A 24,916-nucleotide genomic window follows, 5' to 3' on the forward strand; every position below is an offset into this window, starting at 1 on the left:
TTTATGATATAAACCCTTAACTGACAAGATGGAGGAATAGACAATGAAAGTAATTAAGCTCGAAGATTTGATCGGTACTGAACGTGAAGTGGATGACGGTAACTGGGTCAGCCGCCGTTTCATTATGAAAGACGATAATATGGGCTACTCGGTGAATGATACAATTATCCGTGCCGGCACTGAAACTCACATCTGGTACCAAAACCATCTCGAAACCGTCTACTGCATTGAAGGAGATGGAGAAATTGAAACATTAAGCGATAATAAAGTATATCAGCTCGAGCCAGGTGTATTGTACGCGCTCGATAAAAACGATGAGCACATGCTTCGCGGAGGCAGCAAAGATATGCGCATGGTTTGTGTATTCAACCCACCGCTTAGCGGCCGTGAAGTTCATGATGAAAACGGCGTATATCCGGCAGATCTTGACTAATATCAAAAAATCCCCTGAAGCTTTTGGCCTCAGGGGATTTGCTTATTAATGCAGAAGATAATGACGAAACGTAAGCGTCTGGGCGTCAACACCCAGTTTTTCAATGAAAAGTTTCACATCGTGCAGAGAATCTGCAGGATATTGGAACTTACATATCTCCGGGGATTGTTCCTCAATATCTTTTGTCGCAAAACAAAAGGTTGATTGATCTTTATCGTAGTAAACGATCAAATCTTCTTCGTGCATTGGATGCTTAAAATGTGCTTTATATAACCGGTAGGACAATCCGAACGCCCCCTTTCTACTCTTCTATCTAAAAATCTTAAACCATCCATTTCGTTTAAACAAGCCCAGCAGCACTACCGCTATTAAGAACATAACCCCAAGCGCTATGAAATATCCGTATCTATATTCAAGCTCCGGCATATACACGAAGTTCATACCATAAAGCCCTGCAATAAATGTCAGCGGAATAAAGATTGTTGATACGATCGTGAGCGTCATCATAATCGCATTCATTCTGTTTGATGCCATCGTCTGAAAGTTGTCTCTCATGTCTGAGGTCATTGCCCGGTTGGATTCGATCATTTCGGTGACCTTTAGAAGATGATCATAAATATCCCGATAATATTCCCGCTGCTGGGTAATCAGGTGCAGACGCTCCACAAACAACACCCGGTATACCAGATCTCTCATAGGAACGATGGTTCGACGGAGCCTAAGCAGATCGGACCGTAAATCAAATACTTCTTCTATCAGCTTACCATAGGTCAGCTCCGCGTTGCTTTCCTCGATCTCATTCAGCCGGTCTTCGATTTGATCCAGGACCGGAAAGTATTCATCCGTCATTTTATCAATAATGTGATAGCTGATATCATCCGGATTCAGCGCAGCTCCTTCAGCCCGCAGCTTTTTCCAGGAATGATTAACCGCCGAAGACGGAGCTTCATGATATGTAACGACAAAATTGGGGCCAAGAAACATACAGATCTCCTCAGCCCCAAGCGTGTCCTTATCAAGTGCATGAAGGACGAAAAAGCTGTACCCATCATATGAATCATGCTTTGGACGCTGACGCTCCATGTAGCAGTCCTCAATGGCCAGTGGATGAAAATGAAACACCGAGTCCAGCGTGTTTGTTTCCTCAGTGGTGGGAGAGGAATAATCAATCCAGTACCATTTCCATTCGTATTTTTTAAATTCATCCAATGTAATATTGTTTATTGTGTTTCCTTCTGCATCTATACCGGCACAGGAAATCATTGCAGCCCCTCCCTTCCTTTGAACAGCAGTTGCCCGCTGTAGTTATTTTCCCACAAGAAAACGGGGCACCCGCTCCGGCGCCCCGTTCCACATTTTACAACATCGGAAGTATTTCGTCTAACGATGCGTAAGGATAATTTAAATCCTCTGCCACTGCCTTATACGTTACTTTTCCCTGCGCTGTATTCAACCCTTTGCCAAGCGTCGGATTATTGGTAAGAGCTTTTGCCACGCCCTGATTTGCAATCTGAAGCGCATAGGGGATGGTCACGTTAGTTAAAGCAATTGTAGACGTTCTTGGAACCGCCCCCGGCATATTCGCCACAGCGTAGTGCACAACACCGTGTTTTTCATATGTCGGCTGGTCGTGCGTCGTTACCTGGTCGGCAGTTTCAATAATGCCTCCCTGGTCGATCGCCACATCGATCAGCACAGAGCCCCGGTCCATACTTTTCACCATTTCTTCTGTCACAAGCTTCGGTGCTTTGGCTCCAGGAATCAGGACGGCCCCAATCACCAGATCCGACCGTTTTACTTCCTCCGCCAGGTTCAGGGGATTACTGCTCAGCGTCTGAATCTGGCCGCCAAAGTCTTCATCTATCTGGCGGAGTCTCGCCGGGTTTAAATCGATAATTGTTACGTTGGCCCCGAGACCGTGGGCGATGCGTGCAGCGTTCGTGCCGACCACCCCTCCGCCGATTACCGTTACATTGGCCTTTTTCACTCCGGGCACTCCCGAAAGCAGAACACCTTTGCCCCCGTTCACGCTTTCGAGAAACTGAGCTCCAACCTGGGCTGCCATCCTTCCTGCTACTTCACTCATTGGTGTTAAGAGCGGCAGTGTATGGTTTTCCTCGACTGTTTCATAAGCTACTGCAGTGACTCCCTTTTCGGTTAATGCTTTCACCAGCTCAGGTTCAGCAGCAAGATGCAGATAAGTAAACAAAATCAGGTTTTCCCGGAAAAACTGATATTCTGAAGCCAGAGGTTCTTTGACTTTCAGTATCATCTCTGCCTGCTTCCAAACGTCTTCGGCCTCCGAAATAATTTTTGCCCCAGCTGATTCATATTCTTCATTCGAAAATCCGCTACCTTCTCCCGCATGGTTTTCAACATATATTTGATGGCCCGCTTGTGTTAAATGCACAACCCCCGCCGGCGTAATCGCTACTCGATTTTCATTGTTTTTAATCTCTTTGGGAATCCCTATAATCAAGATGCATCGCCTCCTCTAATACCTTTTCTGTTAGTATAGCGTGTTTCCGGATTATAAGCATTGGCGGATTAAAATAATATTTTCATTATCCATTTGTGATTTTTCACAATAGGTTTGTGTGTTTTTCTTTCAACAATTCCAACTCCAGCAGCAGCGTCCATTTTTCATGGGCGCTGGAAAGACTTACACCTGCAATTGCCTGCATCCTTTTTAAACGGTAGGTCAGCGTATTGGGATGCACATGAAGTATCTTAGCGGCCGCGTTGACGTTGCAGTCTTCGCTCAGATAGATGTAAAGCGTGCTCAAAAGCTCCGTTTCATTTTCTGCATCGTAATCGGATAAGCTTTTTAGGGAAGGGTGGGTAAATGTTTCTTCCTCCCGCTTTTGTATAAGAACGGGAAAAAAGCGGTAATAGCCCGCTTCATGCAGGAAGTAATAATGGGAGGGAAGCTGGCGGACCTGTTTTTTTAAATCAAGCATGGTCAGTGCCTGCCTGTAACCGCCCGCCACTTCCATATACTGATGACAAATTTCAGACGCAGCAATAGCCGTCAAGGTGTCATCGTAGCGTTCGTGCCATAACTCATGCATTTGATGTAAAAATGCGGAAATAGTTGCTTCTATATTTCTGCTTTCAAGTCCATACAGCATAAGAATAGCCCGGTGCTGGTCATATGTTTTGAGCATCACCTTCACCCGCTGCGAAATCGTCAGCAGATAGGTGAGCCGCTCCCAGGCATTGTGTTCAAGCTGTTCTGAAAACTCCATGATTACAATAGAATACTGCTGTGGCCGCCCCGGAAAAAAACGAAGCATCTGACGCTCTACTGCCTGCTCATCCGTCTCATCCCCAGTCAACAGACGCCAAAAATACTCCTGATGGTCCTGTTGTGCCGGATTTCTCGGATGAAACTGCCGCCGGAAACGCTCACCGCAAACAACAGCTGCCGAGTGAAGATCCTGCTTTGCCTCTTCTGAAAGAGGCGTTTCGCCCTCCACCACCCAGATGTAGCCTATTACCGTCTGCTTTTCCTTGACGGCTACGGCCATCCTGGTTCCGAGTCCTATTTCATCAATAGCGGAAATAGAGACCGGCTCGCTCTGCTGATGAAGGCTTGGTATCACTCCTTCATTCCATAAACGGTGAATCACCTCTTCCGGCACGCGCCTCCCCATGATAGTCGCCGTACGTGCTCCGTCAGTGACCTGTGGATGGCCGCTGTAAGCGAGCAGACGGTGCGTCGAATCCTCAATGGTAACCGGGCCCCCAAGTGCTTCACTGATAAAGTCGGCAAATTCATTTAATGAATCGGCAGTATGCTGCCAAAGCTGCTTTTCAAACATAGGTATGTGCTCTCCTTTCCAGGTTTATAAAAAAAGGTAGAGCAGCAGATTAGCCAGAATGGTAAGAATAATAGAGACAATCAGGCTGATACCGAGCCAGTATAAACACATTGCTGTTCACCACGCATATTTATTTTTTTCCTTTTTTCTCTGGTTTATACACAAAAGGAACTACGGCTTCCACCTGAGATGTCTGCGGGAACATATCCACCGGCTGGGCATATTCTGGATGGTACCCTGCTTTTTTCAGATACGCGGCATCCTTGGCCAGGGTGGATGGGTTACAGGATACGTACACAAAGCGTTTAGGCTTCACTTTTCCAATCGTATTCAGCAGTGCCTCCCCGCAGCCTGTGCGCGGCGGATCCGCTACTACTACATCAGGGCTCCAGTTTTCCCGCTGCCACTGAAGCATCATTTCTTCGGCTTTGCCGTGGTAAAACCTGGCGTGGGAAGCTCCTGCCTGTTTAGCATTTTTGTTAGCGTCCTGAATGCTCGCTTTAATCATATCCATGCCGCGTACTTCCTTAGCATCCGAGGACATCCAAAGACCAATTGTGCCGCTGCCGCAGTAGGCATCGACCACTTTTTCACGGCCTGTGAGCTTTGCCGCTTGCTTCGCTTCGTCATAAAGCGTGGAGGCCTGCTCCGAGTTCAGCTGGAAAAATGCTTCCGGGGATAAATGAAATGAAAAGTCCTGCATGTTGTACTTAATTGTATCTTTACCCCACAGTCGCGTGGTCGTCCCGCCAAAAACAGTCGGGCTGCTTTCATGCTGCACATGATGGTGAATTGATTTTATTTCAGCGAACGAAGAACGGAGGAAATCCACCAGCTCTTCCTGCTCCGGCAGATCCACCGAAGATGTTACAAGCGTTACCTGAACCTCGCTTTTTTGTTCATTTGCCCGCACGACGATGGTTTTAACCCCTTTTTGTTTACTCGTGTGTACAGGCACCTCTTCATCCTTCATAAATACGGTAATTGCTTTTGTAATCTTATTTAGAATCGACTTCTCCACCATACAGCCGACGTTGGTGAGGTCTACGAGCTGATTGGAATCACTCGAATACAGACCGGCTTCCACTCGCCCTTTCTTTCCCTCTCCTGTCTGCCACTGGCTTTTATTTCTATACCGCCATGGATTTTCCATGCCGATCGTTTCACGAATCTCCGGTACGACAGGAGCGTAACGTTCAAATGACTGCAGCACCAGGTCCTGCTTCATCCACAGCTGTTCGTCGTATTCGGCATGCTGCAGCTGGCATCCGCCACAGATTTTATATACCGGACAGGGAGCTTTCTGCCGGCTCGGCGAAGCTTCGCGGATATACTTAATGCTTGCAATCGCACGGTTCCGTTTTACTTCCTCGACCTGACCGACAATCACTTCCCCCGGGAGTGCCCCTTCTACGAAAACAGCCTGGCGTTTAAAATATCCAATTCCTTCACCGTTAATACCTATACGTTTAATGGTCAGCGGAAACTCCTGACCCTCCTGCAGCGGCTGGCGCTGCTCAAATTTTTCATTTTTCGGCACGTGTATCTTCTCCTTTATCTAGTATTTCCACATGAAGCCATAAATAAATACTTGCATAGCTGTTGTACGGGCTCCACCGGCCGGACCATTCTGTTATGTCTGCTTTAGATGGTTTCGCTTCAAGTCCCAGCAGCTTCTTCAATCCATTTTGTATGCCAATATCAGCAGCAGGCATCAGGTTTTCTCTTCCGAGTCCAAACAATAAAAAGCATTCTGCCGTCCAGGGCCCTACCCCCCGGTGCTTCGTAAGCTCCTGTATAACCTCCTCATCAGGTTTTTTCTGAAGAGCATCGATATCAAGCGTGCCATGCGTAATGCTTTTTGAAATATCCACTACGTATTCCGCTTTCCGGCGGCTGAACTGCAGCTTTCGAAGCTCATCAGGATGAAGGGCTGCCACAGTCGCAGGTCCGGGGTAAAACCATACACCGTCTTTATAAGTGCCGTATGTCTGAACAAATCTTGTTGAAAGAGTATAGGCAAAGGTCATGTTCAACTGCTGATGAATAATTGTTTTTATAAGACAGCCGTACAGGTCAAAGTCACAGGTAAGCGGCGCACCGTAAAACCGATGGAACAGCGGCTCTAATTCCGTTTCCTGAAAATGCCCGGCTGCCTGCTCGAGTGGCTGATAAAAACGAAAAATGCGTTCTATTTTGTCCAGAGCTTCCTGTTCTCTCTTCTCCGGAGCCTCTATATATACATAATTCTCCGGTTGATGTTCAACAAACGCAACAGTTACTGTATCAAGCTGGCCTTCAGCCGGCAGAGGCAGCTTCACCTGTCTTTTATCGATATCTACATTATACAGCGGATCGAGTGCCATCCGTTTCAGCATCAGCTGAACATCATATACGGACGGGATCTGCCGTGTTATCTGCTGCACAGTAATTACGTCCTTTCATGAAGCTTTGTTATTTTATCACGTTTACCCCTGTTCACGCGACCTGCTCCCAGGTGTACTCAGAATTCTGCAATTTTTTCTTTTTTTAGTATAAAAGCATTAATTTTCAATAAATTGTTAATTATTTTTTCCGTTCTATTTTCCTATTCTCGATGAAATGGCTTTCTTCCTTTGTTTTCATTCATTACAATAATCTTTGTGTAGCTGTGATACTTTTGTCATTTTTAAACGAATTAGGAGGTAAATTATGAGCTCTTCTGCACAAAAATCGACCATGCTGCAGCGGGCGCTGAATTGGATTGAACGAGTTGGGAATAAGCTTCCCCATCCGGTCACTCTGTTCGCCATTCTCGCCGCGCTCGTACTGGTGTTATCTGCCGTCCTTTCTGCTGCCGGCCTGCAGGTGGAATCTCCGGGAGAAGAAGGAGAAACGGTTCAGGTAACCAATCTGCTTTCATCTAGTGGAATTGAGTACATATTCACCAGTATGGTGGACAATTTTATTAACTTTGCCCCGCTCGGAGTGGTGCTTGCTACTATGATCGGTATCGGCATTGCGGAGCGCACCGGACTTATAAGCGTACTGCTTCGCGGTTTTATTTTATCCATTCCAAAATCTTTAATTACCTTTGGTCTTGTTTTTGCCGGCATTATGTCAAGTGTCGCCTCCGACGCCGGATACGTGGTCCTTCCACCGCTCGGCGCTATTCTGTTTGCTGCACTCGGGAGGCACCCGCTCGCAGGACTTGCTGCTGCCTTCGCCGGGGTTTCAGCGGGCTTCAGTGCCAACCTTCTGCTTTCAGGTACCGATGTTCTGCTTGGTGAATTAACGATTGAGGCGGCATCCACCATCGATCCTGCCTACGCCGAACAGATGAACCTGGCGATGAATTACTACTTCATTTTTGTGTCCACCTTTTTCTTAGCTGTCATCGGTACACTCGTGAGTCAGTTCATCGTCGAGCCACGGCTTGGGGAATACAAGGGCGAGTACCGGGAGAGCCTCACCTCATTAACAGGAACGGAAAAGAAAGGGATCTTCTGGTCAATGGGGGCAGCGCTTCTAACCATTATTCTGCTTGCGCTGCTCATTGTACCACCTAATGCTCCTCTCCGCGGTGAAGGAGGGGCCGTCGTTCAGTCGCCGTTTATGGACTCCCTTGTTGTCGTAATTATTATAGCCTTTTTCGTTCCAGGGCTTGTATACGGTATTGTGACAAAAAGTATTAGAAACGATACGGACGTCGCTAATCAGCTTTCTGATACGATGGCGAGCATGGGCATGTTCATTCTGCTCGCATTTACAGCCGGACAGTTTGTTGCCTATTTTGAAGAAACCAATCTGGGTACCTTCATGGCTGTATACGGTGCGGACTTTTTACAGTCTGTCAATCTTACCGGCATTCCTCTAATTTTAGTATTTATATTTATTGTCGGGGTTATCAACCTGTTTATCGGAAGTGCCTCTGCCAAATGGGCCATACTCGCCCCTGTGTTCGTTCCGATTATGATGCAGCTTGGCTATTCGCCGGAACTGACGCAGATGGCATACCGTGTGGCAGATTCATCCACCAACATTATTACGCCGCTTATGACTTATTTTGCGATTATTATCGCGTTTGCCCAACAGTATGACAAAAACATACGCATTGGTTCCCTAATAGCAGTTATGCTTCCTTATTCTGTCGCATTTCTCCTGTTCTGGTCCCTGCTGCTTGTCGTATGGATGCTCACCGGCCTTCCCCTCGGTCCAAACGGTCCGATTGAATACAACGGCTAAACGTTTAAAAGCAGGAGCTCCGGCTCCTGCTTTTTCATGTTACTCTAAATGTGTAATCCTGTTGATGTATTGAATGGAAGCACGTTCTTTTCGAAAGTGAATCCGGGATACTCCTGTGTTGTCGATACGCATAGAACGCTGGAGCGATACCCAGTTGTCTTTGGCCAGTAAATACATAAAAAAGATCGTAATAAATCCTCCGTGCGAAACGACAGCAATCTGATCTTTATCCTTCCATTCCGCGGTCAGCTTATAATACAGCCACGCACACCGCTCGGTTAGATCGTTTTTTGTTTCTGCCCCTTCCACTTCAGCGGTTAAAAGGTCCCTTCCGATAAGATCCGGAAATTCATTTTGAATCACGTCTCTCGCTTTACCTTCAAGCACGCCCAAATGTACTTCGCGAAGCCGCTCGTCCGTAGATACCTCCACCTGCTGAAATTCTGCCAGTGCCTCTGCGGTGGCAGAAGCCCGCATTAAATCACTTGCAATTACAGCGTCAAACTGAATACTGCGAAAGTAACTGCCAAGCGCTTCTGCCTGCGTCAGTCCATGCGGGGTTAATGGATAATCCATCGATCCCTGCAGCACCTGGGCATAGTTTCCTTCTGACTCCCCGTGTCGGATAAAATAAACGTCAGGCATTACTCATCCTTCCAATCCGGCTGAAACTGACGGCATTTAACCCGCAGCTGCTCCACCATTTCTTCAAGTCTCTTCATTTCCGATTCGGAGCCTTCTTCAGGATCGATGTTGTCTACCATTGTCGAAAGCAGATGCAGACGCTGTTTTATATACTGAAGCTGCTGATTCTTGTCGTGTACTGGCGTACTCATGACGCTCCTCCTTTTTTCTTTTCTTCTTTGAATATATCAATACGGTTCCAGCCGCCAAACACATAATAGCTGACCGCAATTACAGCGCTGATCACAAAACTGAGGCCTATGCCGAGCGCAATTCCGTTTTCTCCCATTCTTTCGGCAAAGAACCAGGCAAGCGGAAAACGAAGCACCCAGAAAGAAATAATATTCAGGGCAAGCACCTGGATCATCGCCCCGGAGCTGCGCACAATACCGTTCAGCACGAAATTTATTCCTAAAAACGGGTAAAAGAAAGCAACAATCTGCAGATACGTTTTACCATATTGAATGGTAGCTTCGTCGTTCACAAACAGTCCCATCAAAAATTCAGCCAGTAAAAAGACGGCGGTGCTCATCGTGATTGATACGATTAAAATTAAAATTAACGCGTTTTTCGCAATGGAGCTGATACGGTCCCAGCGGTTCGCTCCAATATTTTGTCCAGCCATACTTGTAATGGCGGAACCGAGCGTTGTGGCCGGAAGCATAATCAGGCTGTCCAGACGTTGAGCTGCCCCGTACCCCGATAGAACCACAGAGCCAAACGACGTCACCACCGTCATAATCGCCAACTGCCCGCCGGAAATAGCCATCATCGACAGGCCTGCCGGCAGGCCAAGCTTCATGATACGCTGAAATTCTGCTTTTTCGGGAATGCTTGGCACAGCGAACGGAAGCCCCTTCACAAGAATCATATAGACGATCCCGAACACAAATGCACTCCCCTGGGAGATAACCGTTGCAATTGCCGCCCCCTGAATGCCCATATCAAAGCCGGAAATAAACAGCGGATCCAGAACAATGTTCAGCCCCACAGCCATCATTATAAAGCGAAGCGGGGTTTTACTGTCGCCGACTGCACGCAGAACAGTGCCTATAAAATTATAGCCAAATAAAAAGACAATACCAATAAAGTTAATGCGTAAGTATATGACTGCACTTTCAAGGATATCCGGCGGCGTCCCCATCCAAGTCAAAACGGTGGGAGCTGCAAAAAAACCTATCGTTCCGAGGATAATTGCAAGCGTTCCTAAAACGGACACAAAAGCATTCAAAGAACGCTTCAGGCCCTCATCATCATCCGCTCCCACCCTCTGGGAAAGCACCGTTAATGTTGCGCTATTAATTCCAATAATAAAAGAAAGCACAGAAAATAAAATCGTAGCAGCCAGGGAAACCGCCCCCAGGGCGCTAGCGCCGATTAAATTACCGACCCACAGGCTGTCCACGATTTGATAAGAGCTTTGAAGCAGGTTCCCAATAAAAATCGGAAAGGCGAATATCACCATTTTCTTCATGATACTGCCTTCCGTGAAGTCTAGCTGGTTACGTCCGGCATTTGCCATACTTTTCTCTCCAATTCTTTTCTAAGACCTCTTGCACTGTTAGTCGGAAAGAAGTTCGAATGTTTCTGTAACCGCAATGCTGTCTTTTACTGACTGGACCATCGAACAGTTTTTTTTGGTCCATTCCATATTTTTTTGCATCTGGGCTTCTGTTACGTTTTCTGCTTTTACGATAAAATGCAGATGAACAGCAGTTATTTTATTTGCCTGCTTTTCATCCCGTTCCACCTCTGCCTCAATTTGGATATCGTGCACTGTCTGGTGTCTTTTATTCATTATTTTACGCAGTACTCCTCCGCTGCAAACAGCAATCGAAGAAGTCATCAGCTGAAAAGGGCGAAAGCCATACTCCTCCTCCCCGGATACAGACAGCTCTCCGTAGTCTGTTCTTGTTTGAAATCCTCCGTCAGTCATCGAAAACTTCATTCTATTCACCTCTTCAATAGTATCCTTCGTGTTGTATCTTATCTAAATATAAGCCTATCTCCAAACAAAAGGTATTATATCAAAAACTGAGGGATTTTGTGCAGATGACCGGAAGCCCGAAGCTTTTTAATTCATGAAAAAAGCAGCTGCTATAATGATAGCAGCTGCTTCAGCCGTACTGTTTAGCGTACGTTTTCTGGATAAATTTCGTTTAGAATTTCATGCGTTGGCGTAGAAATCAAGTTTTTATTAATGACTTCTTTCACTCTTCCACCCATGTTATCTTCCAGGTCTTTAGCATATTCTTTATCGCCGATAATATATGCTGTATCAAGACCGCGGTTTTTCATCTGTTTGTTGATGACAGGCGCCAGGCTCTTGTACCAGCGGTGGCGGTTTTCTTCAAAACGCTGCTGAACTTTATCCACCTGTGTAGAACCTGCAGCCGTACGGTCAGCTGATGCTGTACCTTTGTATTCCTGCCAGTCCTCGCTGTCCACATCCCAGTGAAATTGCATTTCTTCGCGGATTTTGCCCATTGAGGTATCGATCAGGTAAACATCCTGCTTGTTTGTAAGAAGAATTGCTGTAGGCGGGAATGTTTTTTCCAGTTTTTCGAGTTGCTCAGTCTGCGGTGTTGGTTCCCACATTACTTCCGTCTCCACCGGCACCTGGAAAATATCTGCTTCCCAGGTGGATCCATCGCCGGAAGCGAAGATAATAACACTCTTCTGCAGATCAGAGCGATGGTCCTCAATGTATTTTTCGATATCATCGGTTATTTTTTTGATCGCATTTTTTTCATCTTTCGTTTCGCTCTTATCTGCGTACTGCTTTAAGCCGTTAACAGCCTTTTTGTATTTAATCTTCCATTCTTCACTAGGCTGTCCGCCTTCACCAATATCGGTGTTTAAATAAAAGGATACAAAACCATATTCGTCCTCTTTATTTTTCAGCTGTTTTAAATTGTTCGTTATTGCCATTGTCTGTTGCCCCTTTCCGTGACTGTGTTAACTATTCAATTACCATTCTACAAAGTGTATTTCCTTCGAATAGAAACGGTAAACGTCAAATACAATAATATTTTAAAACCAATAAAAAAGCAGGTTCAAATGAAAGAACCTGCCCTTTTTTATGAAGAAGACTGGGTATTTTCAGCACTCTGCAGCTGGCCTGAGCCGCTGTTTGAAGAACTGCTTTCGATAGCTGTGCTTTCTTCTTTTAGTTCTTTTAATTCACCGGTAGTTTCAAGCGTGGTTGTTTTTGCTTTCATCAATGTTTCTTTCAGGCTGTTCACCCGGTTGACGATCTCCTGAATATCTGTGCTTGCCGACTGGAGAAGCTCAGAATAATAGTTTGATGTTTCTCTAAGCGTAGAAATAACCGATTCCCGGTTCTCTGAAAGAAACTGCGACGTATTGTTCAGTGTGGAAGCTGTTTGTTTCGTCCCCTCTACAATAGGAGTACGGGTTTTACGTGTACTGAGCAAAACAATAACGGAGACGACGCCTCCAAGAATTAAACCAATTTTAAGTGCTGTGTTTCCATTTTCCTCTGCCATCACTATCCATCCTTTCGACTTTGCATATAGTATTACCTATACCACATTTTACATGAATTTATTCTTTTTTACTTTATCTTATCAAAAAAAATCTACCTATCAGGAAACTATTGTGCTTTTGGTCACATTTTCATAATTTTATGGTTTGTCAAACAAGTAATATAGGGTAAACTAATTGTCAGCAGGAGTATAATAGAAAGAAAGGAAGATGTCCGCATGAGAAAACCACAGAGACTTTCATTTGAAGACTTAGTGGAAGCAAATAAAAATGAGCTCAAAGGCAACAAGCAGGCACTTGATTCAATAGACCGCAGGCTTGATGAAAAAAAATCCAAAGAAGTATATGTCCGCCCGGGCACTAAAAAACGAGCCAACTAATAGCGCTGCAAGGATGGCGCCCCTCCAGATATTTCTATGCCATCCTTATATGTTGCTCCTTTTAATTTTTTGAATTTTTCGTCAAATATATCCGTAAGAATAATTCTCTACAATAAAAAAACCGCCTTTCGGCGGCTTTTTTCTCTGTATTCTACAGATCGGAGTCTTCGAGAATCCGTTCAATTTCTTCTTTATGACCAGTCTCATCAGAAATGAGGTCTTCAAGTTTGTTTTGAAGCTCGATCATGTTCAGCTCTTCTGCCTGCTGGGCGCGTTTAGTGTAACGCTCAATCGTGTCCGCTTCAGCGTCACGGGCAGCTTCAAGCATTTCACGTACTTGGAACGTCTGCTTCACATCGGCAGGCTTTGTAGTTGGTGTGCCGCCGAGCGTACGGATTTTAGAAGCCAGGTATTGAGCGTGGCCCTGCTCGTCACCGATTTCGTCTTCAAACAATGGTCTGAGCATTGGTGTGTGAATGCCGGAAACCACAGCTGCATAGTTTGTATACATGATAGCTGCCGCATATTCGTGTGCTAAGTCGACATTAAGTCCATCGATTAATTCCTGTACTTTAGGATCGTTTTCTCTTACGCGTTCCATGAATAAATTCCTCCTGTCGTCTGTTTAGTGCAATTGATGTCTTTTCATAGTTGTAACCTTCCAAAGTGTATTTTACCCTTTTTTAGGCTGAAAAAACCTCTTTTTTATTTGAACAGGTATAGATATTCGCTGTAACCCTGCTCTTCCAGTTCATTGACCGGGATAAATTTAAGGGCGGCCGAATTGATACAATACCGTAAACCAGTTGGTTCAGGACCATCCGGAAATACGTGTCCGAGGTGGGAATCCGCTTCGTCGCTGCGAACTTCCGTTCTTCTCATCCCTAAAGAATCATCAAAGTTTTCTTTAACTTCGCTCTCCTTTAAAGGCATGGTAAAGCTTGGCCAGCCGCAGTTGGAATCAAATTTATCCTTTGAGCTGAACAAGGGCTCTCCGGAAACTACGTCTACATACAGCCCTTCCTCTTTATGGTTCCAGTATTCATTTTCAAACGGGCGCTCCGTGGCATCATTTTGAGTCACTTCATACTGTATTGGGGTTAAACGCTGTTTCAGTTCTTCTGTACTATATTTCTTATTGGTGCTCATTCTGCTCACTCCAGTAATTGTTTATAAATCCTTCACGGCCGGAGCCCTTCCGGTACATCATATAGTGAAAACGATTTTTGTGATGATAATCCTGGTGATATTCCTCGGCCGGATAAAATACTCCGGCTTCCCTGATTCTCGTTACCACAGGTTTTTCAAACGGACCATTTTCATCAAGCTCCTGTTTGGAAGCTTCAGCAAGCCTGCGCTGTTCTTCATCATGGTAAAAAATATTAGTCGTATAGGATTCCCCGCGGTCATTAAACTGACCGCCCGGATCTGTAGGGTCAATCTGGCGCCAGAATATTTCAAGCAGCCGTTCATAAGATACCACCGATGGGTCGTATTTCATTTGAATAGCTTCTACGTGACCGGTAGTTTCTGAACACACTTCCCGGTACGTCGGGTTTTCTGTATGACCTCCGGTATATCCCGACATAATGTCGTAGACACCTTCCTCCTGTTCAAAAGGGCCTACCATACACCAGAAACATCCTCCGGCAAAGGTGGCAAGCTTCGTGTTTTGTTCTTCTGCCATAATATTCACCCCAATCTCTCATGTACTGTTAATTATAACATTTCTTCATTTGATTTCCTGTTTATGTGCTCACCATGAATCTTCTTCCGTTAATCCCGTTCAATAACAAAAGGCCAGCTCTCCGGCCGGCCTTTCGATCTTATTTTGCTAATTGTTTCAGAGATTCGCGGTTAAATGCCGGGATGTCATCCGGCTCACGGCTTGTGACCAGGTTGTTGCAAACGACTACTTCTTCATCATGAAGCTTCGCTTTCGCATACTCCATATCTGTCTGAATGGATTTAAATCCTGTCGCATTACGGCCTTCCAGCGCTTTTGCTGTAATAAGCAGCTGCGGACCGTGGCAGATTGCAAATACCGGCTTATCATGATCCATGAAGTATTTGGCGAAATCCACGAATCGCTGATCGCCGCGAAGCTGATCCGGAGAAAATCCTCCTGGAATAAGAAGAGCATCAAAGTCTTCCGGCTTCACGTCTTCAATAGAAGCGTCAACGGTTACTTTCGCTTCTCCCTGTTTACCGGTAACGGTTTTTCCCTTTTCATTTTCGATTACGGTAAGTTCATGACCTTCTTTTTCGAATGCTTCTTTCGGGTCTGTGAATTCCACATCTTCAAAAAGATCTGTAAGGACTACTGCTATTTTACTCATCATATATCACCTTTCCTGGATATAATCTTTAGTCACACAAATAAGTTTACCCAAGTCCCTGCTCATTCTAAACCTGGCAGCTGTTTATTTTAAACCGGTCGGCAATCCTCCGCATCGAGGCAGCCTTTTCTTCAAATGACGGAGTGATGCCTGCAGTCATAATTTCTTCAGCACCGTAAGCTTTTTCAAGCCATTTGAGCTTTTCCTCCACCTGGTCTATCGTTCCCACGGCGTTATGATACCGGTTTTTTTGAAACATGTCCTTTTCTTCATCCATGTACGTAACGTCTTTGACCATCTCGTACGAGGGGATACCGAGCAGGCCGAGCCCCTTAGCCGTAACTGAAGAAACGTAATCACTTACCGCCCTCCATTCTTCTGCCTGCTGTTCGGACTCTGCTGCAAGTGCTGAGACCGCCAGCATAAAATAAGGAGCGGGATAGACGCTAGAAGGCTGAAAATGTTCATGATAATAATCAGCTGCCTGAAAGCCTTCATCCGGATTGATAAAATGAGCGAAGCAAAACGGCAGGCCGTTTTCTGCCGCTGTTTTAGCACTGTCCCGGCTTGAGCCGAGAATCCAGACTCCCGGCTTCACCTGGGCCCGGGGAGTTACGGAAGCATAGTCATACAGTCCTTTGTATTTATTGCCTTCCGGGGACAAAAAAGTGAGCAGCTCTTTCAGCTGTTCAGGATACCTCGCTGCATTTCTTGACCCTCCTTCGTGAAGCGCCCTTGTAACGTTTGGCATGGCTCCCGGGGCCCTGCCCAGACCCAGATCAATGCGACCTCTGTAAAGCGAAGCCAGCACTTCAAATACCTCCGCTACTTTAAAAGCACTGTAATGAGGGAGCAGTACTGCACCGGAGCCAACTTTTATACGTTTTGTGCATGCAGCTAGATGAGCAATTAATACTTCCGGAGCGCTCCCGGCTATATGCTTCGTGCCGTGATGCTCAGAGACCCAGAACCGGTGGTAGCCGATTTCTTCAGCGATTCGGGCGTATTCCCCGGTCCAGGCGAATGTTTTTTCCGGCGTTTCTCCGTAGGGCATGATGGATTGATCAAGTATACTCAGTTTCACGCTTTCCCTTCTTTCTTTACTTGCGCTGATAATCCGCTTTAATTTCTCCCCAGTTATTTGTATCCCATTTATAAATCGGGTTCTCCCATGTGTGCTCCTTCAGCCATTTTTCTGCCTGTCGTATCTCTTCCCAGATTTCCCGGCTGTCCGCATCTTCAACAAGCGTCGAATTCGCTTTTTTCTTTTCAATCCATCCAATGGCTGTCGCCGAGTCCGAATATACAGGCATTCCGCTCTCCTTTTCTTTTAAGTACCGGAGCGCGTGCACGATCCCTAGAAATTCCGCCATATTGTTTGTGCCTTTTTTAAACCCGGGATGGGCAAACACAATCTCTTCCGTTTTCGTATAGACGCCCCGGTATTCTACCGGCCCCGGGTTGCCGTGAGAGCCGGCGTCTACAGAAATACTTTCCATTATGTAGCTGCCGTTTTCAGTTTCAGGCTTTCCTCCGGAGCCGTTAAAAGCTGCCTCTGCTTCTTCATATGAAGGAAACGATTTAAATTTCGCTCCTTTGAACCCCTTGACCTGCTTTTCACATTCAGCCCAGTTACTGTAAATCCCAGGGGTTTTTCCTTCCCATACTACATACCATTTCTTTTTCGCCATTTGTCTCACTCCCCGTGAAAAAAGAACGTCTCCCGACCAGCAGAGACGTCCAATTCCTTATTCTTCTTTTGCTGAAAAGCGCTGAAATACCGTATCCTTCTGCACCGGATAACGCTCAAAGCCGCACAAATTATTAATGATTGTTTGATTTCTTACGACGGATAAAGATAAATTCGTTGCAGCTGTGCCGTGTGAATGATCGATATTTGTGAGCATATATATATGATTATCACGCCCATCCCTGAACTGAAGACGATAATAATCATCAATCATATAATGGTCCTCATCTTCCTTTTCCACAAGCTCCCCGTACTCCTGAATCCAGTCCGGGACACTCGGCTGAAAGCCAGTGGCAAGCACGATTTTATCCGAAAAAAAGCGGAATGTTTTATCCTGCTGCCATTGACGGAGCTTCAACTGATAGCCTCCCTCCACCGACTGAATATCCGACAGCTCGGTGGCAGCCTGGAGCACAACGTTTGGATCTTCACGTTCGATAGAACGATGATAAAGAAGATCGTATATTTTTTCAAGCGTAGGCTGCTCGATCCCCTTTCTCGCATGGTCAAGCTCCGGCAGGGTTTCGAGCCTTGTTTTAATATCAAGTGAACGAAAATATTCGACAAAATCTGTGGAAAAAATCTCGCGGGCGACCTTTGCATCCTCAGCCTGGAAAAACTGAGGAGAGCGTGTAAACCAGTTAAGCTTATAGTGAAAATGCTTCTGGTCCTGCAGGAGGTCATGGAAAATCTCTGCTGCACTCTGTCCGGAGCCGACCACGGTGACTTCGTCTCCACTCTTCAACTCCTCTTTGCGAAAAGCGTAGTCAGCCGCGTGATAAATATCATCACTCTGCTGCCTTTCAATATTAGGAGGAAGCATCGGCGCTGCTCCTGTGCCTACCGCCACATTTTTCGTATAAAAATATTCCTTTTCCCCGCTCCCCGTATTTTCCGTCGTAATTTTGTAGCAGGACACTCCGTCCCAGCTGCTGTCAGCAACCTCAAGCACCCGCTGCCCGAAAAGGCAGTACGGAAGTTGGGCAGCCACCCACTTTCCGTACGAATCATATTCTCTTCTTGGCACCTTCAGCTGCTTGTTAAAAAAGAACTGAAACATGCGGTTATGCTTATGCAAATAATTTAACAATGTGAAACGGCTCGTCGGATCGGCAAAAGTTACCAAATCAGCAAGAAATGAAGAATTCAGCACTGTGCCTTCGAGCAGCATTCCCGGATGCCAGGCAAATTCATCCTTTTCATCTAAGAACACGGCTTCTATATCTTCCACTGGTTCAAGCAGGGCGGCCATGCCAAGATTAAACGGCCCAAGCCCAATTCCTGCTATATCATAAAGTTTGTTTTCCAACCTGATCACCTCTAAATTAAGTACTTCCGGCTCCAATCAAAAAGTCCAGCAATTCCGCTGGACTTCCATTCCGTATTGAAAGGCTGCCGGAAACCTTTGGCTCTATACGAATTTCCAACTTTGTAATCAAGTTCTGTTTTCCCTTCCTTTTTTAATATTAATCACCCAATATGATTACAAATAAGTGAATTTCCTTTTAGGACGGAAAAACAACTGCACAAACAGAATCAATGCAGCCGCAGCCGCTGCCCATGCCACCAGATTCACTTCCTGCCATCGCTGCACAAAAATACCGGTAAACGCCCATACAAAAACGAGTGTATATAAAACGTCGCCCGTTTTTCTATAAAACAAAATCACGGCAGCAGAAGCTGCAGCAATCGCAAGAGCAGTCCACCAGCTGCCGTCGATAATCCATCCGCGCACGCCGTTCGCTGTAAGTACAACACCGATGTTTGTAATAGAAGCTACCGTAACCCAGCCAAAATATACACTGATTGGCACCAGCAGAAGCCCGCGGCGGGGGCTCGTTTTAATTTTCATATAGATGATGCCCAGGCTGAGCCACAGTCCCAAAATAGCCGCCATCGTCCCGTAAAATATTTCATAATGAAATAAGAACAGCCACACCACGTTAAACATACAGGATAGGATAAATGTATAACCAATGCCTGCATATATATGCTCTTCCGTCGGTTTTGCGAAAAAAGCACGCAGCACCCACAAAATCATTAGCAGATAAATAACGCCCCATATCGAAAAAACATAGCCTGCAGGGGTGAATAGTACATTGAGTCTGTCCGAGATGCTGCCGGTAGTCTGGCCGTTTAACGGCAGAGCATTGGCAAGCCCGTTGATAGCAATGACTACCGCCAGTGCGAAAGCATTCAGGAGCTTAAGCTTCATAGAAGGAATAGAAAACATAAACAACCACCTTTGATTAAAAGACCTGGGGGCAGCTTCTTCAGCTGCTTATATATTCTATGTTCATTTTAAAAAAATCCTCCGGCCGTTTTTGACCAGAGGATTATTGAATTTCTTTTTAGTTGATTTCTGCCGGTCTTGGCCCTTTACGTGCGCCTTTATCCAGACGGTTAATAGTCGCCATATCTTCATCCTCAAGCGCAAAGTCAAACACATCGATGTTGCTTTCAATGCGTTCCGGTGTCACTGATTTCGGAATGATGATCGTATCATTTTGCAGGTGCCAGCGCAGAACGATCTGGGCCGGATTTTTTCCGTGCTTTTCTGCAATGTTTTGAATGTGTTCATCACCGAGCACTTCTCCGCCCTGCATGATAGGGCTCCATGCTTCCACATAAATGTTTTTCTTTTTGCAGTAATCCTTTAATTCATTCTGGGCCAGGTAAGGATGGCATTCCACCTGGTTTAATACCGGCTTCACTGTGCATTCGTTTAAAATTCTTTCCAGGTGCTCCACCTCAAAATTACTTACGCCGATCGCTTTTACTTTACCGTCTTCGTAGAGCTTCTCAAGCGCCTGGTACGTTTCTACGTAATCGTCATTTGCCGGCGTCGGCCAGTGAATCAGATATAAATCCACATAATCGAGTCCCAGGCGTTTCAGACTGGCATCAAATGCCTGCAGCGTATTTTCGTAGCCGTGATCAGAGTTCCATACCTTTGTCGTAATAAAGAGCTCATCTCTCGGAATTTCGCTCGCTTTAATCGCACGGCCGACTCCTTCTTCATTTTTGTAGATCATTGCCGTATCGATCGAGCGATAGCCGGAGTTCAGCGCGTGAGTAACAGCCCGTTCAGCTTCATCATCACTTACCTGAAAAACACCGAAGCCAAGCTGAGGCATTTGCAGCTGATTGTTTAAAGTTACGTAATCCATATTGTATACCTTCTTTCTGTATATGCTGTGACTATTACTGTATACCCGCTGTTCTTTAAATTACACCTGCAGGGTTTACCGTTTTTTCACAAGACGCTGGAGATAGTGCTTCCACTCCTTTACGCTTGCCGGCTTATTGCTGCCGCTTGAAATGGAGATCTGCACGCCGTCTTCTATGAACGAAGCCGGAAAAGCTACATTACCAATTGAAGGGTTATCAGCCCCGTTCACCAGCTGCCAGGGATGCTTATGCCTCGCAATCATTTGCTGGGCTGATTTATCCCCGGATGCGGACACAATCAGCCACGCGTTCTCCAAATCCTCCGGCTTGCCTGTTTTTTCCTTCCAGCCAATCTTATTTTCTTTCCAAAGCTTTTTCAGTCCTCCAGAAAGTTCCGGGGCCACAATCGTCACAGCCGCATTCGCCTTTAACAGCTTGTCAGCTTTACGTTCCGCCACACTGCCGCCGCCGATGATTACCGCTTCCGTGCTGTCCATATTTACGGCTAATGGAAAAAGAAAGTCAGACATGAATGCCTGCGGTTTTTTCAAGCGTTTCAGCGACACGAAATTCAAGCACCGGAAGCAGCCGTTCGTCGAAGCCTAAAAAGTCGCACCTTGTAAAATGTCCCGGTTTGGCTTGATTGTAATGGGCTGCTGCTTCGTCCATCTCTTTAATGAGCAGGCCGACAAACATTAAATATGGCAGAACGTATACTGGCCGCTCTCCTTCAGCCAGCTCTTTCATTTTTTCCTGAAAGCCCGGCTCGGCGGCTGCAAGGAAAGCTGTTTCCACCCTCGAACGGCCCGTATGCTTTTCAAGTTCTCCCGCTATACGGTAAAAGTCTTCGATGGCCCCGGGATCCTTCGCCCCTCTTCCTACAAACAGGATGACTGCTTCTTCCTCCGGCGCCCACCCTTTTACACGGAGACGGTCCAGGAGAAGATCGTTAATACGGTCATGAACACCAAAAGGGCTCCCGTACTGAATAGTTACTTCAGGGTGCATCTGCTGTACCTTTTCGAGCTCTTCAGGGATATCTTTTTTGATATGACCGGCTGAAAGTAAAAGCACCGGCACCACAGCCAGGGTATCGGCACCATTTTCAATGCACTCAACAGCGCTTGTGACGATATCCGGCTCTGCCAATTCCAAAAAGCAGGTTCTCTGCTCATATTCCGGGAAAGCGGCTCCCGCTTTTTTCGTAAAAGCTTTTACCTGTTCATTACCTTCGGGGACTCTCGTTCCATGTCCAACAAACAAAATAGCTTTCATGATCATTCCTCCTTAAAGAATAGGGCTGAGGCATTTTTGAATAGAGGCGGTCACTGCCTGTGCTGAAGCCTCCGCTGTTGTATCCACACGAATTCCGTATTTTTCAGCCTGCTCTTTCGTGCGTTCACCAATGCACACTACCGTCTTTTGCGACCACCACCGGCCAGCGTCTCCATTATACAGGTCGTTGATTTTCCCTACAGCTGTCGTGACAGCTTTTCTACATGGGAAAATCACTGTATTAATGGAGTCATCCACCAGCAGCCGCTCAAGTGTATGATCTGAAGACGCGGCACTTTTTAACACATGTCCTATGTCACTGCTGGCCTGAGGACCGATTTCTTTTATCCATTCTTCACTTCCAATAATATGAACTCCCTCTGCATCTCCCCACCGCTCTTTGGAACGAAATTCAGGAAGAACCCCGTACTCCTTCCATTTTTCTTCTGCTCGGCGGGTCGCAGCTGTAAGAAGACAGTTCACCTGCCTCAGGTCCAGACGCCAGTTCTTTAACTGAGACACAAACGCTTCAACATCGCTGGCTGTTTCAAATACAATTTCATCATAGGGAAGATCCTTTTGTAAGTGGACAAGCTCCGGCATTGTTTCTTCCCATACCGGCCCTTCATACACCTCCGCCCCCTGACTTTTCCATTCGCTGCTCCATCTGCCTGCACCCGGTGTTGTCCGCACATGCCATATGTAGCGGCCAAACAATGGAAGCTCTTCAAACCAGGTGGAAGACGGTCCAGCCTTTACGACGTTGCCGACCAGCGTAATCGAAGGGTTTTCAATCGCATGCTTCTGTACAATATCATTGATATCTGCCAGTGTGCCCTTAACTGTCCGCTGTTTGGAGTATGTGCCCCACTCGACTACCATTACGGCCGTACCCTTAGGCTTTCCCGCTTCTATGAGCCGCTTCGTAATAAAAGGCAGGTTTTTGACACCCATATAAAAAGCGACCGTATCAATGCTTTTTGCAAGCGGCTCCCAGTCCAAATCCGGCTCTCCAGTTTCCTTCTTCGTATGGGCCGTAATCGCTGCAAAGCTTCCCGAATAATCACGATGGGTTACAGGTACTCCGGCATAAAGCGGGGCAGCTATACCGGAGGTGATGCCCGGAACGATTTCGTACTCGATACCGTTTTCCTCCATCACGGCTGCTTCTTCTCCGACTCTTCCAAACACACCAGGGTCACCGCCTTTAAGGCGCACTACCCGTTTCCCCTCCCGGCTTTTTTCCACCATCATTTTCTGAATCACTTCCTGCCGCAGAATATGCTTTTGCGGCAGTTTTCCACAGTATATACGTTCCGCTTCAATCGGGGCCTGTTCCAGAAGAAGCGGGTTGACCAGCCTGTCATAAAAGATGACGTCCGCCTGCCGGATGCACTCTGCTCCGCGCACGGTAAGAAGACCTTCATTTCCGGGCCCTGCTCCTACTAAATACACTTTTCCAGCTGCCACCCAACCCCTCCTTTCTCTTTATGAAATGGTAAAAAAGGACACGGCTTAACAGCCCGCGTCCTCTACGTATCTTTCTTTATTGTTCTTCGATGTAATTCCAGTTCACTAAAGCGTCCACCACTTCCTGGGCAGATTCTTCAATGGATTTTTGTTCCGTATTTACCGTGAGCTCCGGGTTTTCCGGTTCTTCATAGGGAGCGTTAATCCCGGTAAAGGAAGGTATTTCTCCGGAGCGGGCTTTTTTATACAAGCCTTTCGGGTCCCGCTCTTCACACGCTTCGAGGCTCGCCTCTACGTACACTTCGATAAACTCTCCATCCGGGAGCAGTTCACGCACCTGGTGGCGGTCCTCCCGGTACGGGGAAATAAAAGCAGTGCTGACAATCTGGCCGCTGTCAACGAACAGCTTTGCCACTTCTCCGATGCGGCGGATGTTTTCTGTCCGGTCCTCCGGAGAAAAGCCAAGGTCCTTATTCAGGCCGTGGCGTACGTTATCTCCGTCGAGCACGTAAGTATGGCTGCCCCGTTCAAAAAGCTTCCGGGAAACAGCGTTTGCCAGCGTGGATTTACCGGAACCGGAAAGACCGGTAAACCATAGCACAAAGCTTTGATGCTTATTTTTTTCCTGACGTTCTTCTTTGGATACCGAGGCATCGTGCCAGACGATATCGGTGGATTTAGACCCCATCGTTTTCCTCCTGTCGTTTATGAATTGGAAGTCTGGCGCTGCATGCCGCGGATTAATACTTCCACGACCTCCGGACGGCTGAACTCTTTTGGAGGCATTTCACCATTGGTGAGCATGGCGCGCACCTTCGTACCGGACAGAATGACATGGTCAGCTTTGTCGTGCGGGCACGTTTTCGCTGTTGCCATGTTTTCACATTTCAGGCAGTAGAAGGAGTGCTCAAAGAAGCGCAGCTGAATGCCAAGTTCTTCAAACGTAAACTCGGAGAAAATTTCCTGAGCGTCATACGTGCCGTAATAGTCACCGACACCAGCGTGGTCACGGCCGACAATAAAGTGGGTGCAGCCGTAATTTTTCCGGACCATGGCATGGAATATTGCTTCCCTCGGCCCGGCGTAGCGCATAGCAGCAGGAAATACGGCTAAAAACGTCCGGTTTTCAGGATAATATTCATCAAGAATGGTTTCATAGCTTTCCATACGCACATCGGCAGGAATATCATCTGATTTTGTTGCTCCGACAAGCGGGTTTAAAAACAGGCCGTCAACGGTTTCAAGCGCTGCTTTTTGAATATATTCATGCGCACGGTGGACAGGGTTTCTCGTTTGAAAACCGACCACGGTACTCCAGCCACGGCTTTCAAACGCGCTGCGCGTTTCTTCCGGGTCCAGATAATAGTTTTCAAACTGTTCATGGCTGATTTCTTTTACGAGCGTAATTTTACCGGAAACATACGTATCCGGGCGGTCGTACATTTTCTTTACGCCGGGGTGGGCTTCTTCTTCAGTGCGGTAGACTTCTCTTGCTTCCCGCGTTTTATCTGGAGCATAGAATCCTTCAAGTTCAATCGTACCGTACGTTTCTCCTTCAAAAACCAGACGGGCTTCCTCTCCTGCTTTCAGTTCCTCCGCTTTTTCCTTCGTGACCGGCAGGGTAATAGGAATACTCCAGACCGTGCCATCCGCAAGGCGCATCGAAGAAACCACAGAGTTGTAGTCCTCTTCGCTCATGAAGCCTTCAAGCGGACTGAATGCGCCGTTTGAAAGCAGCTCAAGGTCAGATAAAGCGACCTCATCAAGCTCAATTTGTTTTTGAATGGATGAAACGTCTTTGTTCAAGTCCTTACGATTTACTAATTTTCCACCGTGTGGTGTGCTTAAAGCCATGATCA

At 46.5% G+C, this 24,916-nt stretch carries 29 protein-coding genes; 3 read left to right on the forward strand and 26 right to left on the reverse strand.

The window, feature by feature from the left end:
* Positions 1-43: 43 nt before the first annotated feature.
* Positions 44-433, forward strand: coding sequence for an ectoine synthase (locus Q9M42_RS07975; protein WP_322525967.1), 390 nt, complete (start codon positions 44-46; stop codon positions 431-433).
* A gap of 45 nt (positions 434-478) precedes the next feature.
* Here the strand turns inward: Q9M42_RS07975 and Q9M42_RS07980 are convergent, their stop codons facing one another.
* From Q9M42_RS07980 to Q9M42_RS08005, 6 genes are all read right to left on the reverse strand, one after another.
* Positions 479-718 carry a hypothetical protein gene (locus tag Q9M42_RS07980; protein WP_022795051.1) on the reverse strand — a complete coding sequence of 80 codons (240 nt, stop codon included), beginning with the start codon at positions 716-718 and terminating at the stop codon, positions 479-481.
* 24 nt (positions 719-742) lie between these two features.
* Complete coding sequence (gene corA / locus Q9M42_RS07985; RefSeq protein ID WP_322525968.1) at positions 743-1,696, reverse strand: magnesium/cobalt transporter CorA; 954 nt, start codon at positions 1,694-1,696, stop codon at positions 743-745.
* Positions 1,697-1,790: 94 nt separating this feature from the next.
* Positions 1,791-2,912, reverse strand: coding sequence for an alanine dehydrogenase (gene ald, locus Q9M42_RS07990; protein ID WP_322525969.1), 1,122 nt, complete (start codon positions 2,910-2,912; stop codon positions 1,791-1,793).
* A gap of 103 nt (positions 2,913-3,015) precedes the next feature.
* A complete protein-coding gene (locus Q9M42_RS07995; RefSeq protein WP_322525970.1) occupies positions 3,016-4,257 on the reverse strand; it encodes a PucR family transcriptional regulator in 1,242 nt (413 codons plus the stop codon).
* A gap of 130 nt (positions 4,258-4,387) precedes the next feature.
* On the reverse strand, positions 4,388-5,797 hold the full coding sequence (gene rlmD, locus Q9M42_RS08000; RefSeq protein WP_322525971.1) for a 23S rRNA (uracil(1939)-C(5))-methyltransferase RlmD: 1,410 nt from the start codon (positions 5,795-5,797) through the stop codon (positions 4,388-4,390).
* Positions 5,784-6,683 carry a DNA-3-methyladenine glycosylase family protein gene (locus Q9M42_RS08005; RefSeq protein ID WP_322525972.1) on the reverse strand — a complete coding sequence of 300 codons (900 nt, stop codon included), beginning with the start codon at positions 6,681-6,683 and terminating at the stop codon, positions 5,784-5,786. Before Q9M42_RS08005 ends, rlmD begins: the two co-directional genes overlap by 14 nt.
* Before the next feature lie 265 nt (positions 6,684-6,948).
* Here Q9M42_RS08005 and Q9M42_RS08010 point away from each other — a divergent pair, with 265 nt between their 5' ends.
* Complete coding sequence (locus Q9M42_RS08010) at positions 6,949-8,481, forward strand: AbgT family transporter (RefSeq protein WP_322525973.1); 1,533 nt, start codon at positions 6,949-6,951, stop codon at positions 8,479-8,481.
* Between the two features lie 39 nt (positions 8,482-8,520).
* Here Q9M42_RS08010 and Q9M42_RS08015 read toward each other — a convergent pair whose 3' ends face one another.
* The 6 genes from Q9M42_RS08015 to Q9M42_RS08040 form a co-directional block, all read right to left on the reverse strand.
* The gene (locus tag Q9M42_RS08015; protein ID WP_322525974.1) at positions 8,521-9,126 is read right to left on the reverse strand and encodes a histidine phosphatase family protein; all 606 of its coding nucleotides are present in this window, start codon (positions 9,124-9,126) and stop codon (positions 8,521-8,523) included.
* Positions 9,126-9,317, reverse strand: a complete 192-nt coding sequence (locus tag Q9M42_RS08020) for an SE1561 family protein (protein ID WP_322525975.1) — start codon at positions 9,315-9,317, stop codon at positions 9,126-9,128. The genes Q9M42_RS08015 and Q9M42_RS08020 overlap by 1 nt, the downstream gene beginning before the upstream one ends.
* Positions 9,314-10,687 (reverse strand): MATE family efflux transporter, encoded by a 1,374-nt coding sequence (locus Q9M42_RS08025; RefSeq protein WP_322525976.1) that lies wholly within the window; start codon positions 10,685-10,687, stop codon positions 9,314-9,316. The genes Q9M42_RS08020 and Q9M42_RS08025 overlap by 4 nt, the downstream gene beginning before the upstream one ends.
* 39 nt (positions 10,688-10,726) lie before the next feature.
* Entirely contained in the window at positions 10,727-11,113 is a 387-nt protein-coding gene (locus Q9M42_RS08030; RefSeq protein ID WP_322525977.1) for an OsmC family protein, read from the reverse strand.
* Positions 11,114-11,295: 182 nt separating this feature from the next.
* The gene (locus Q9M42_RS08035) at positions 11,296-12,096 is read right to left on the reverse strand and encodes a VLRF1 family aeRF1-type release factor (protein WP_322525978.1); all 801 of its coding nucleotides are present in this window, start codon (positions 12,094-12,096) and stop codon (positions 11,296-11,298) included.
* Between the two features lie 149 nt (positions 12,097-12,245).
* Complete coding sequence (locus Q9M42_RS08040) at positions 12,246-12,674, reverse strand: hypothetical protein (RefSeq protein ID WP_091616127.1); 429 nt, start codon at positions 12,672-12,674, stop codon at positions 12,246-12,248.
* A gap of 216 nt (positions 12,675-12,890) precedes the next feature.
* Between Q9M42_RS08040 and Q9M42_RS08045 the strand changes: the two genes are divergently transcribed.
* Complete coding sequence (locus Q9M42_RS08045) at positions 12,891-13,052, forward strand: FbpB family small basic protein (RefSeq protein ID WP_322525979.1); 162 nt, start codon at positions 12,891-12,893, stop codon at positions 13,050-13,052.
* A 151-nt stretch (positions 13,053-13,203) separates the two neighbouring features.
* Here Q9M42_RS08045 and Q9M42_RS08050 read toward each other — a convergent pair whose 3' ends face one another.
* The 14 genes from Q9M42_RS08050 to sat all read right to left on the reverse strand — a co-directional run bounded on the left by Q9M42_RS08050 (position 13,204) and on the right by sat (position 24,911).
* Positions 13,204-13,653, reverse strand: a complete 450-nt coding sequence (locus Q9M42_RS08050; RefSeq protein WP_322525980.1) for a ferritin-like domain-containing protein — start codon at positions 13,651-13,653, stop codon at positions 13,204-13,206.
* Positions 13,654-13,757: 104 nt separating this feature from the next.
* Positions 13,758-14,201 (reverse strand): peptide-methionine (R)-S-oxide reductase MsrB, encoded by a 444-nt coding sequence (gene msrB / locus Q9M42_RS08055; RefSeq protein WP_322525981.1) that lies wholly within the window; start codon positions 14,199-14,201, stop codon positions 13,758-13,760.
* Complete coding sequence (msrA, locus tag Q9M42_RS08060) at positions 14,188-14,739, reverse strand: peptide-methionine (S)-S-oxide reductase MsrA (protein WP_322525982.1); 552 nt, start codon at positions 14,737-14,739, stop codon at positions 14,188-14,190. Before msrA ends, msrB begins: the two co-directional genes overlap by 14 nt.
* A gap of 139 nt (positions 14,740-14,878) precedes the next feature.
* Entirely contained in the window at positions 14,879-15,394 is a 516-nt protein-coding gene (locus tag Q9M42_RS08065) for a type 1 glutamine amidotransferase domain-containing protein (protein WP_322525983.1), read from the reverse strand.
* 64 nt (positions 15,395-15,458) lie between these two features.
* Positions 15,459-16,475, reverse strand: a complete 1,017-nt coding sequence (locus Q9M42_RS08070) for an LLM class flavin-dependent oxidoreductase (protein ID WP_322525984.1) — start codon at positions 16,473-16,475, stop codon at positions 15,459-15,461.
* Positions 16,476-16,491: 16 nt separating this feature from the next.
* Positions 16,492-17,082 (reverse strand): ribonuclease H family protein, encoded by a 591-nt coding sequence (locus Q9M42_RS08075; RefSeq protein WP_322525985.1) that lies wholly within the window; start codon positions 17,080-17,082, stop codon positions 16,492-16,494.
* A gap of 57 nt (positions 17,083-17,139) precedes the next feature.
* Entirely contained in the window at positions 17,140-18,450 is a 1,311-nt protein-coding gene (locus Q9M42_RS08080; protein WP_322525986.1) for a lysine N(6)-hydroxylase/L-ornithine N(5)-oxygenase family protein, read from the reverse strand.
* A 174-nt stretch (positions 18,451-18,624) separates the two neighbouring features.
* Positions 18,625-19,356 carry a TspO/MBR family protein gene (locus tag Q9M42_RS08085; protein WP_322525987.1) on the reverse strand — a complete coding sequence of 244 codons (732 nt, stop codon included), beginning with the start codon at positions 19,354-19,356 and terminating at the stop codon, positions 18,625-18,627.
* A 136-nt stretch (positions 19,357-19,492) separates the two neighbouring features.
* A complete protein-coding gene (locus Q9M42_RS08090) occupies positions 19,493-20,311 on the reverse strand; it encodes an aldo/keto reductase (protein ID WP_322525988.1) in 819 nt (272 codons plus the stop codon).
* Positions 20,312-20,386: 75 nt separating this feature from the next.
* A complete protein-coding gene (locus tag Q9M42_RS08095) occupies positions 20,387-20,842 on the reverse strand; it encodes a precorrin-2 dehydrogenase/sirohydrochlorin ferrochelatase family protein (RefSeq protein WP_322525989.1) in 456 nt (151 codons plus the stop codon).
* A complete protein-coding gene (locus Q9M42_RS08100) occupies positions 20,835-21,587 on the reverse strand; it encodes a sirohydrochlorin chelatase (RefSeq protein WP_322525990.1) in 753 nt (250 codons plus the stop codon). The genes Q9M42_RS08095 and Q9M42_RS08100 overlap by 8 nt, the downstream gene beginning before the upstream one ends.
* Before the next feature lie 12 nt (positions 21,588-21,599).
* On the reverse strand, positions 21,600-23,057 hold the full coding sequence (cobA, locus tag Q9M42_RS08105; protein WP_322525991.1) for a uroporphyrinogen-III C-methyltransferase: 1,458 nt from the start codon (positions 23,055-23,057) through the stop codon (positions 21,600-21,602).
* Between the two features lie 76 nt (positions 23,058-23,133).
* Positions 23,134-23,745 (reverse strand): adenylyl-sulfate kinase, encoded by a 612-nt coding sequence (cysC, locus tag Q9M42_RS08110; RefSeq protein WP_298789130.1) that lies wholly within the window; start codon positions 23,743-23,745, stop codon positions 23,134-23,136.
* Between the two features lie 17 nt (positions 23,746-23,762).
* Positions 23,763-24,911, reverse strand: coding sequence for a sulfate adenylyltransferase (gene sat, locus Q9M42_RS08115; protein ID WP_322526182.1), 1,149 nt, complete (start codon positions 24,909-24,911; stop codon positions 23,763-23,765).
* Between the last annotated feature and the right edge of the window lie 5 nt (positions 24,912-24,916).

Origin of the sequence: Marinococcus luteus (genome assembly GCF_034497705.1) — a bacterium.
GTDB lineage: Bacteria > Bacillota > Bacilli > Bacillales > Marinococcaceae > Marinococcus > Marinococcus luteus_A.